This window comes from Streptomyces sp. NPDC055103 (assembly GCF_053607625.1).
Map to the genome: position 1 here is coordinate 1 of NZ_JBSGTX010000038.1, position 9,611 is coordinate 9,611.

Sequence of the window (9,611 nt, forward strand, 5' to 3'; positions counted from 1 at the left end):
GCGGGGCGGCGGGCCCCTTCCGCCCGGGGCCGCCCGCCGCCCCCGCCGCTCGGTGCGCCGTGCGTTCGGGGCCTGTCCGCCCCCTCGTCTTCCGTGGGGCCGGAATGGCGGCGGCCCTTTGGGGTGCGATCTTCTCGATGCGTACGGTTCCGTCAGCGGCCTCGGCGACGGGGGCATAGCCCTGGGCCCGTAGCGCGGCGAGGGTCTGGTCGGGCGGGCTGCCGCTGACGAGCACGGTCGGGGCGAGTTGCCGCAACCCGAGCGCGGCAAGCCTCCGGTGGGCGGCGAGTTCGGCCAGGAGGGCCGGTTCCTCGCCGTGGACGACGCAGGCGGCGGGGGCGATGCGCACGTGGCCGTGCCGGCGAGCGGTGTCGGCGATGAGATAGGACAGGGGCTGGGGCAGGGCCCCGCCGGCGATGGCGGTCAGCTCGGCCGAGATCTCGTCCGCTGTGCGGCCGGCGTCCAGGGCCAGGCGGACGCTGTCCGCGCTGAACCGCCACACGGAAGCCGTGCCGCTGATCTCCCGGTCGGCGGTCGAATCCAGGAGTTCGGCGACACGTACGGACGGCATGCCGGCGATGACGGCCGTGAGGTCGCCGCCGAACCGGGCCGTTCCGGTGGCCTCGGGCAGCAACCGCCGGCAGGCGGTGGTCAGCCCTTCCGCGTCATCGGCCAGCAGAGCGGCACCGAGGGGGGAGAGGGCGCCTCGGGCGATGACGCCGAGCAACTCGGCCTCGTGGATCGCGGCTGCGAACGGTGTCTCGTCAGGGGCGGACGGGTGGGCGATCGGACGGTGCCATGTCACCAGCGGGACCAGGTCTGCGGCGACCTTCACGCCCTGCCCTTCCGGGAGCATCGCCGCCGCGGCGAGCAGCCCGTGTCGCGCCTGCAGGCAGCCGTCGCAGGGAGGCGCCCCGACCACCGCCGGCAGCGTCTTGTCGTCCTCGTCGCGGGCCTGGGAAGGGGTGAGTCCCAAGCTCCACCATGCCTGAAGCAGCTCCGCGAACCGTTCCGCGGGTTCCCGCGCCGTCCAGGTGTCGTATTCCTCGGTGGGTGCGACGCGGTCCCCGTCGACCGCCAGCAACCCCGCCGAGTACGCCGTCTCCAGGGTGATGCGTACGACAACGCCGTCGGCCTGCGCCGCCTTGGCGATTCTGGCCAGTTCACGTGCGCCGATCCCACCTGACTTGAGCTTGGCCGGCGGAGTGGACGAGGAGGTGGACAGGACCGAGGCGGCCTGTGCCGCGAACGCCGCAGCCGCCGCCATCGCCTCCCGGTCCACCTCCACGGCGGTGACGGACACCGGCTCCGCGACGGGCGGGAAGGGCTCGAACGGGGCCGACCAGCCCGGCCCGCGCAGTGCGAGTGTCACCTCGGCGGGCATACGGGCCTGCCCGTACCCATGGCGGTTCCGGACCAGGAGCCCCCGGTCCAGGGCCCATCGCTCGCCCGGCGAGTCGGTCCCGGGGGCTCCGAACACGACGAACTCCGTGTGTCGCGGTGCGGACTTCGCCCGGTGCTCAAGCAGTCGGCGGGTGGCCGAAGGAGCCTTGGCGATCACCGCGGCGACGCGTTGCTGATCGCCATGGTGTTCCAGGACGGCGGTCGTGCGCTGTTGCCGCGTGCCGGGCGGCTTGATGCCCAGTGCCACGAGCATGCCGCGCAGCTCCTCGGAGGTCACACCCTCCAGCAGCTCGTCCAATGGAGCGTCCAGCCCCAGAGGCGCGTCCCACGCCTGCCGCAAGGGGTCGGCCATGTGGAGGCTCCCGTCGCCGTCCGGCCAGACCAGGGCGTGATCGGCCAGAGCCACCAGCACGCCGTCCAGCGCCCGAGCGACGGTGGGCGCCGTCGCTCCCAGCGCCCTCGCCAGGGCGCCGCGCGACAAGGGGGTTCCCAAGGCGGCCAGGGCCTCGGCCACCTGGAGGTACGGCAGGGCCAGCTGCGGCAGCACGAGCGCGACCGAGCCGGGCCGCAGAAGGCGTTCCGCCAACTCCTCCATGGAACGTGGCTCCGGTGGCGCCACGGCGTCCTTCCGTATCCCGAGTACACGCGCCAGCCGCGGGGCGTCGAGTCCGGCCAGCCAGGCCGTCAGTGTGGATCGGGACGTCATGGGGAACACCTCGCGAGGCCGGGAGACACGGCGGGGACCGGAGCGGCCCCGAGCGGAGCCAAGAATCGCGCATTCGATGGGTCCACCGTCGCCACTCGGTGGGGAGTTCACCCGCAGAGGGCGGGCTGTCGATGGGGGTGGAGTGCGGGCGATCCTGGCACGCCGTACGAGATGTCGTGAATGCCTGAGACAAACGAGACTGGAACTGAGACCCGGACATGCCGAAGAACCCGGCCGCCAAAGCGGTCCGGGTTCTTCGTTTCGCCTGTTCAGGCGGCTGCGGAGGATACGAGATTCGAACTCGTGAGGGGTTGCCCCCAACACGCTTTCCAAATGTTCGTACGGGGGTCCGGCGGGGGCCGTGGGTGTCCTGACCTGCGGCGGAGTGTTCACGGTGGCCTTGTCCGGACAGGGTCGGACGGGGGTGAATGAGACCAGAAGTGAGACCAGATACGGCCGCTGCGTCGCTGATCGGCGACAGTCTTTCCGCCTCCTATCGCGGTTGCCCAGCAGGAACGTCCGCTCTAGCCGATCTTCTGCCAGGACTTGCAGTCGGAGGTCTGGAACGCCTTGTCGCTCGTATCGATCTTGATGATGGCCTGCCCTTCGGCGTTTCCGCTGGCGATGATGTCGCCCAGTTCGCCGGTGGTGTCGCTCAGCCGTGCCCAGTAGCAGAGGGCGTTGTCCTTGCCATCGCTGCGGTATGTGCCCGGCTGGATGTCCTTGCCCACGAGGAAGACGCCGTCACCAGGGATCTCCGCGGTGGGCGTGGTGTTCTTCTTCGGCGCGCCGGTGGCAGCCTGCGAATCCGCGGCGGTCTCGGGCGTCTGGGCCGTCCGAGGCGTGGCAGTCACGGTCTGTGTAACGGAAGGGGTGTCTGCGGTGCCGCCTCTCGATCCCACCACGCCGATGAGCACACCGACCAGTAGCCCGCCCAGTGCCGCTGCGGCATGGCTGAGGGCCTTCCTGCGAGGTGAGGGAGCCGCAGCCGAAGGAAGCGATCGACCCTGCTGCGGTCCTGGAGGCGGGCCCATGGGCTTGTTTCCGCTCATGCCATCAGGTTGCGCTTCTCACCCTTCATCCGCATGGTGATGGCTCCTGCTGGAGCCGCCCCTCGCCATATGGCCGCCTCAGCCGTTCCAGGTAACAGCATCGGCGATTATGCGAACGAAGCCCTGCTCTCTGGGCTGACTGGATAGGCTTGATCGCGCTACGTAATCGATGGACCTCTGACAGACCTGCCGGAGTGACAGTGGTCAACCCCTTCGCGCCGCCGCCGCAGAACGCACAACGGCCATCCTGGTCGCGGTTAGACGAGTATCTGTGGCACTCGTGCGACATCCTCGCCGACCTCCTTGAAGGGCGGCTGGCCAGCCGCCCGCTGGTCGCTACGACCGCACGGCTTGCGCACGGAGACCGTGCCCTCGCCGTCGGGCCCGGGCAGCGTTCGACCTGGCGAGCCCTGGGAAACGGGAGATATCAGCACAGCAACGTGGTCGCGGTCGGTAAGCCGGCTTTCGTCGTCGGTAGTTTGGTGGGCTCCGCGCTCGGCAACTCCGCTCGGCGTCGCCAAGCGGAGCGCGATGCACAACCGCGGTGGGTGCTGGACGGCGCAGGAGAGGTGACCATCACCCTGAGGAGGCTGTTCTTCGCCCATCCGGTGTGTGAGCTCGACCTCGACTGGAGAGCACTCAGCACGATCGATCTCGTGGCCCCGGATTCGTTCCAGACGAGCTTCGTCAACACCCGCGGCCAGCACTCCACGATCCGCGTCCATACGCCTTGGGCGTCACTTATCTTCGCCGTGGCTGCGGCTACGGCGTTCCCAGCTCACCCTCGTCTACTTGGGCGAGGCTGGCTGCCAGCAGACTTCGAGGGGCGATGCGCCAGCGTCGGGCGTCCTTGTCGCCCAGCTGCCCAACTCGCTTCGCATGGACGTCTGCAGTGATACGGCCGCCTGGAGACGCAGGAAGCATCAGCGTCCCCGGTGAACGAATGGGCCGACCCTCACGGGTAGACAGATAGCCAAAACGTCTTCCGCCAGCCATTGGCTGATCGGCGCCCTTACGGTTCGGTGCCTCCTCCTTGATCCTGCTGTGCCGGACTACAGGGAGGGCCATGGCAGCGGCACGGAGGCGGCGGGTATCGGCTGCGCGCAAGCGTCGCCAGCAGCGGCTCAAGATCGGAGCCCTCGCTGGGGGCCTGAGCATCGTCGTGCTGGTGGCCTTCTGGAGCGTGATGTGGCCCTACCTCGTCGGTGCGCTCATTCTCGGTGGCGTCGCCGGCTGTGGGTGGTGGTTGTGGCGCACCGATCGGTTCATCCGGGGCGGTGATCGGCAGTGGCGGCATGACGAGGCCGTGAAGGCCGGACACCGGACGCTGGCCGAGGTCGACGCGATGACGGGGACGGAGTTCGAGGACTTTGTCGTGGACCTGTGCCGACGAGACGGGTGCACAGACGTGCGGCGGGTCGGTGGCTCGCACGACAACGGGGCTGACGTGCTGGGGTGCCTCCCCGATGGGCGGAGCATGGTGATCCAGTGCAAGCGGTACACGCCCAAGAGCAAGATCCCCAGCCGGGAGATCCGTGACTTGCTCGGCGCGAAGGTGCACTTCAAGGTCGACGTGGCGATCTTCGTGGCCACGACGTACTTCAGCGGGCCGGCTGAGAAGTTCGCCACGGAGAACGACATCCTCGCCGTCCACCGTGATCACCTCGGGCTGTGGAACAACGGCGCCTCGCTGGTGTCACTCGATGCGGTAAACGGCTTGGGGCAGGGGGACCGCCGGCATCGGGAGCGGTGGAAGAAGACGTACGAGTAGAGGGAACGGCCGTGGCCAGCCTCGACCGGGACGCGTGGACGCTGAGTACCCGCCAGGAAGACTCAACGCGTCGCTCGACTACAGATGGCACAGGTATTGGACCCATCGCCCCTGAAGGAACCTCCGTGGCGCTCAGTTCCATCTGCTGGTTTTGGCAATCGCCGGGCAGCTGGATCAACAGACCTGGCTCAATGGACCCATGGAGATGGGTGAGCACTGGGCCTACCGAGCGAGGCCGAAGGAGCTGGGCGGCCCGGTTCGTCGGGTCGAGGTCGTACGGGTAGGCGGTCGTGGCCGGGCTGACTGGCTCCACGTGCGGTTTCTCGACGGTGACGACGCCGGACTGCAGGAGTGGGTCGACACGACTTCCCTTGTGGCGCGCTGGGAGGAGGTCGAGGCGTTTCGTGCGGACGACGCGAGCGAGCTCGCTCTGGCCGAGGCGTCGCGGCACGTGCGGGGGAGTGCCGACTTCGAGGCTGCACGGTTGATCCTCGGGTTCGTCCGCCCGAAGAGCAAGCTGCGGCTGCGGCGCAGTGTCGCGGACGCAGGGATCCTGGAGATGGGCCGTCTCGACGGCAGCGCTCCCCTTGTCGGAATGGATCCCGCGGAGCTGCGAGGCGACCCGATGGTCTACGAGAACCGTGACGGCCTGTGCCTGGCGGGGTGGCCGGTCACTGAGCGCATCGCACGCATGGTGGCCGGCCGTCTTGCCGACGACATCCTTCCGGAGGTGGACCGGAGGCAGCAGGCCATCGATCAGGAGTGCACGCAGTCCTCCTGGTACTCCTACAGCCGCCGGGACGACCGCAAGCTGGACGCGGAAGCGGCCGTCCTGCGGACCGTCCGGGAGTGGTGTGGTCAGGACAAGGCCGAGCGTTACGACGAGCTGGTCGCCCTGCGCGAGGAGGTTGTCCGGCTCGGGAAGCTCGTGGAGAAGTCGGTGAAGGCCCTACGTGACCGTGGGCACGGCGTCATCGCCTCCACCATTGAGCGCGACCTTGGGGTCCATATCTCCAGCCTTGGTCCAGACGTTCGTCGGTGAATCCGCGCCACCGCTCTGGCTCCGGCTTGGGCGGTTCGGCCTCCGCCTTGGGCTCTTCCTGCTTCGGGGGCTTCTCCTTCTCCGGCCGCTGCGGGTGCCAGCCGCCGAGGAAGGGCCTTAGCTGGTCGTCCGTGGGTTCCGCGTGGAGGCTGTGGCCGGTCAGGCTCCTGCTGGCCACGGTCGGGTCGAGCCGGTCAGCCTCCGCCTTCCCCCACGCTGACCACTCGCGAAGCCGCTCGGCTTCGTGGGCGTCGTTCGAGGTGGAGGCGGCCTCGTCGAGCGCGGCGCAGAAGGCCCGCATCTCCCCTGCGGTCCGCCACTGCGCCAGGGCGGTGCCGAACCGGTCGACCCGTACGGCATCCACTGCCTTGATCGTCGCGACACTGACCGCCGCTTCCCATTCTCGCCGCGTGCGCTCCTTCTTCTCCGCCTTCCGCCGGCGGTGCTCCTCTTCTTCCTGGACTTCTCGCAGGCGGCGTTCCTCCTCCTGCCGCTCCCGCTCCTCACGCTGACGCTGTTGTTCCGCCTCCCGCGCCAGCCGGGCCTGCTCCTCTTCCTCCGCGCGGGCCTTCAGCGCTCGGAGGACGGCGTCGATCTGGTCCTCCAACGGCTTCTTGGCGGTGTCGGACCATTCCTTCGTCCAGCCGTAGCGGTAGCCGTAGCTGTACCCCGATTGCTGGGCCACCTGCAGCTCCAGCTCGCCGGACGGTTCGAGCCGGTGGGCCGGGGTGACCCGCTGCCATTCGTACGTCCGCCGGCCCGGCTGCGTGGGCACGTACCGGACCTGCTTCTGCCGTTCCTTGAAGCTGATCTCGTACGTCCTGCCGTGGACTGTGAGCAGCGGCCGCACCTGCCTACGCTTCTTCGACACCGCGATGTCGCCGTGCCGCGCGAGGGCCTGCTCGGCGAGGAGCCGAAGGAGAGAAAGCACCCGTGGGAGGACCTCGTCCGAGATCTCGAAGGCGCTGTGATCCGCGGTGAGCGCTGCGATCACTTCCTCGACGTCGGTGATCACACGGCTGTGCGCCAGGCGGATTCGGTTCCACTCGGTGTCGTCCTCGCCCGTCACCCGCAGCAGGCCGAGGTAGAAGTCTCCCTTCGCCCGACCGCTGTATTTCAGGTGGTAGCCCTTCGGCACGCACTGCCGCGCGGCGTCGAACGCTCGGCGATAGCGGGCCCGCTCCTCGGCGTTCGGATCCGGGATACGGAGGAACCGGCCGGCCTTCTGCACCTCCGCGATCAAAGCAGTGCCGATTTCCACCGGCGACTGCCGTGGCGGTTTCGCGGGGCGCGCTGGCGCTGGCTTCGCCTCGGGCGGGGGTGTCGCCCGCTGACGGGGAGAGGGCGCAACCTCTGGCTTCGGCTCGACGGCTACTGGTCGTTGCTTGCGCGGGGCTGGCTCGGGCCGGTCGGGGTGGTGTCCGTGTTCCAGGTAGAAGCGGCCGTCATCGGTGATCTCCGCTCGCCACTTCCCACCGTGCTTGGGCATGGTGATGAGGCCCCGGCCTTTGAGGGCACGCGCGGTGTGGGCGAGTTCCGGGCTTGCCGAGGTGACGGGATCCGTTCCCCCTCCAATGCGAGTGAGCAAGGCCAGCTGTCGATCGTTGAGCGGCGACCATCGGTGCATGGTGACCGTCGTACCGGTCCCACCGAGCGCCTACAACCAGAATGGTGATGTTCCCGCATTCTGCTGCTCGAGCGTCTCCACCATCGGGCTGGCCATGCCGGCGGCTGAATCTTGGTTCTGGACCTCCTGCGCAAGCGCGTACTCCTCGCCGCGTGACCCGGCGTCCGCCCGGCCCTGTCGGTGACTGTCCGACAGGTCGGTATGGAAGGTGATCCAGGACTCGAGTTCAGCCGTCGCCGACATGCCGGGGACAGCGGCGTGTGCGCAGCTCTGTCGATGATCGTCATTCGGCCAAGTCTTCGCCGTCACGGTGATTGCGTTGCAGGGGGCCTTCACGCTCCCTATCGTGGTGGGCAACGCGTAGATGGAGACGAGTAGCCAAGGATCACGCGAGCAGAGAGAGCCGCCGGTAGCTGGGAAGGCGGACTCGCGCCCGAGGTGAAGACCCTCCTGAGCGCGGGGAGGAACGGCCCTATGGCCCAATGCCCCGCCGGTTTGCCGCCGTCATCGGGCTGAATGAGGCCGCCGCTGTCTGGCGGCGGCAAAGGCGTGGTGGCACCGCGAGTACCCTTCTCGCCCACGCTCCCAAGGGATCATGACGACGCCCCTGGAGGGCTGCGATGATCCACACTGCGAGCCGCGTTCTGACCTCTGACCTACGTGGCCACATCGACCAGACCGTCTCTGTCTCCGGCTGGGTGAACGCACTCCGGCTGCAGCGCAAGATGCAGTTCGTGATTCTGCGCGACCACTCCGGCATGGTCCAGGTGACCCACAAGCGCGACGGCGGCCCGCTGGAGGAGCTGCTCGAGTCCCTCACCCCGGAGTCCGCCGTACGGATCACCGGGCGCGTCGTGGACGCGGCCCAGGTCAAGCTCGGCGGTCTGGAGCTTGTCCCCGAGTCGGTCGAGGTGCTGAACCTGGCGGAGACGCCGCTGCCGATCGACGAGCAGACCGGACCCGAGCACCGGCTCGACTGGCGGTTCCTCGACGTCCGCAAGCGCGAGACCGCGCAGCTCGTGTTCACCGTGCAGACGACCTTGGAAGAGGGACTGCGCGAGTACGCCATGGAGCACGGCTGCACGGAGATGCACACCCCGAAGCTGATGGGGACCGCCTCGGAGTCCGGGGCGGAGGTGTTCAAGCTCGGGTACTTCGACCGGTCGGCCTATCTGGCCCAGTCGCCGCAGTTCTACAAGCAGATGGCGGTGGCGGCCGGCATCGACCGGGTCTTCGAGATCGGGCCGGTCTTCCGGGCCGAGCCGTCGTACACCTCGCGGCACGCGACCGAATTCACCGGCGTGGACGTGGAGCTGTCGTGGATCGACGACGTCGAGGACGTGATGGTCTTCGAGGAGCGGATGCTGGCGCACGCCATCGCTAAGGTCGCCGAGATCCACGGGGAGCGGATCCGGGAGGTCTTCGGGGTTGAGGTGGCGGTGCCGGAGACGCCGTTCCCGCGGATCACGATGGCCGAGGCTCAGGAGGTCCTGCGGGCTGGCGGCTGGGACCCGGAAGGGGTGAAGGAGGACCTGGACCCGGACGGTGAGCGTCGGATCGCCGCGCACATGAAGGAGCAGACCGGGCACGAGTTCGCGTTCATCACGCACTACCCGGCGAGCATCCGGCCCTTCTACCACATGCGCCCGGCGGACCGGTCGGACCTGACGCTCAGCTTCGACCTGCTGTGGAAGGGCCTGGAGGTCACCACCGGCGCCCAGCGCGAGCACCGCTCCGACGTCCTGCTGAAGCAGGCGGAGGAGAAGGGCATGAACACCGAGCCGATGCAGGACTACCTGAACATCTTCCGGTTCGGCTGCCCGCCCCACGGCGGCCTCGGCGCCGGCCTCGGACGGATCCTCATGGTCATGCTCGGTCTGGACTCCATCCGCGAGGCGGCCTTCCTCTTCCGCGGCCCGAACCGCCTGACTCCCTGATTGAGTGCGTACGTGCTGCTGCCCCCCCCCCCCCCCAGGGGGGGGGGGGCAGCAGCACCGGGTGTTGAGTAT

At 68.8% G+C, this 9,611-nt stretch carries 7 protein-coding genes; 3 read left to right on the plus strand and 4 right to left on the minus strand.

Annotated features, from left to right (window positions below; all coding sequences use genetic code 11):
- Together ACWFR1_RS23265 and ACWFR1_RS23270 are read right to left on the minus strand one after the other, a co-directional pair.
- A partial coding sequence (locus tag ACWFR1_RS23265; protein WP_453554110.1) for a helicase-associated domain-containing protein occupies positions 1–2,110 on the minus strand: 2,110 nt, incomplete at its 3' end.
- Positions 2,111–2,634: 524 nt separating this feature from the next.
- Entirely contained in the window at positions 2,635–2,964 is a 330-nt protein-coding gene (locus tag ACWFR1_RS23270; RefSeq protein ID WP_453554112.1) for a hypothetical protein, read from the minus strand.
- A gap of 1,264 nt (positions 2,965–4,228) precedes the next feature.
- Here ACWFR1_RS23270 and ACWFR1_RS23275 point away from each other — a divergent pair.
- Complete coding sequence (locus ACWFR1_RS23275) at positions 4,229–4,933, plus strand: restriction endonuclease (protein WP_453554114.1); 705 nt, start codon at positions 4,229–4,231, stop codon at positions 4,931–4,933.
- 199 nt (positions 4,934–5,132) lie between these two features.
- Positions 5,133–5,975, plus strand: a complete 843-nt coding sequence (locus tag ACWFR1_RS23280) for a PE-PGRS family protein (protein WP_453554116.1) — start codon at positions 5,133–5,135, stop codon at positions 5,973–5,975.
- On the opposite strand, the gene ACWFR1_RS23285 is transcribed toward ACWFR1_RS23280, so the two are convergent.
- Positions 5,905–7,206: a hypothetical protein gene (locus tag ACWFR1_RS23285; protein ID WP_453554118.1), complete on the minus strand. Its 1,302-nt coding sequence runs from the start codon at positions 7,204–7,206 to the stop codon at positions 5,905–5,907. The two genes, ACWFR1_RS23280 and ACWFR1_RS23285, sit on opposite strands and share 71 nt — an antisense overlap.
- Positions 7,207–7,632: 426 nt before the next feature.
- Positions 7,633–7,938, minus strand: a complete 306-nt coding sequence (locus tag ACWFR1_RS23290) for a hypothetical protein (RefSeq protein ID WP_453554120.1) — start codon at positions 7,936–7,938, stop codon at positions 7,633–7,635.
- 284 nt (positions 7,939–8,222) lie between these two features.
- Here ACWFR1_RS23290 and aspS point away from each other — a divergent pair, with 284 nt between their 5' ends.
- Positions 8,223–9,539, plus strand: a complete 1,317-nt coding sequence (gene aspS / locus ACWFR1_RS23295) for an aspartate--tRNA(Asn) ligase (RefSeq protein WP_453554122.1) — start codon at positions 8,223–8,225, stop codon at positions 9,537–9,539.
- Positions 9,540–9,611: the final 72 nt, after the last annotated feature.

Excerpts from the sequence above, each read along its gene's own strand:
- ACWFR1_RS23275 (WP_453554114.1), top strand. The coding sequence starts at position 4,229 with ATGGCAGCGGCACGGAGGCGGCGGGTATCGGCTGCGCGCAAGCGTCGC.
- ACWFR1_RS23280 (WP_453554116.1), top strand. The coding sequence starts at position 5,133 with ATGGAGATGGGTGAGCACTGGGCCTACCGAGCGAGGCCGAAGGAGCTG.
- aspS (WP_453554122.1), top strand. The coding sequence starts at position 8,223 with ATGATCCACACTGCGAGCCGCGTTCTGACCTCTGACCTACGTGGCCAC.